The sequence below is a fragment of the Vibrio sp. bablab_jr001 genome, assembly GCF_016464285.1.
Taxonomy (GTDB): Bacteria; Pseudomonadota; Gammaproteobacteria; order Enterobacterales; family Vibrionaceae; genus Vibrio; species Vibrio fluvialis.
This window is the reverse complement of record NZ_JACDWZ010000087.1, coordinates 1-249: the sequence shown is the minus strand read 5'-3', so window position 1 is coordinate 249 and position 249 is coordinate 1. Positions and strand designations below refer to the sequence as shown.

The following is a 249-nucleotide window of genomic DNA, read 5'->3' as shown; positions in this document are numbered from 1 at the left end:
CGTATCGAGCGCGGTATCCTACGTGTAGGTGATGAAGTAGCAATCGTTGGTATCCACGAGACTACAACCACTACATGTACTGGTGTAGAAATGTTCCGTAAACTGCTGGACGAAGGTCGTGCAGGTGAGAACGTTGGTGCACTACTACGTGGTACTAAGCGTGATGAAGTAGAACGTGGTCAAGTACTGGCTAAACCAGGTTCAATCACTCCACACACTAAGTTCGAATCAGAAGTATACGTACTGTCT

At 47.0% G+C, this 249-nt stretch carries 1 protein-coding gene; it reads left to right on the top strand.

Going from position 1 to position 249, the window contains the following annotated elements; genetic code table 11:
* Window positions 1-249 (top strand): EF-Tu/IF-2/RF-3 family GTPase (locus JIG40_RS13615; protein WP_244662675.1); only part of this gene is annotated, 249 nt, incomplete at both ends.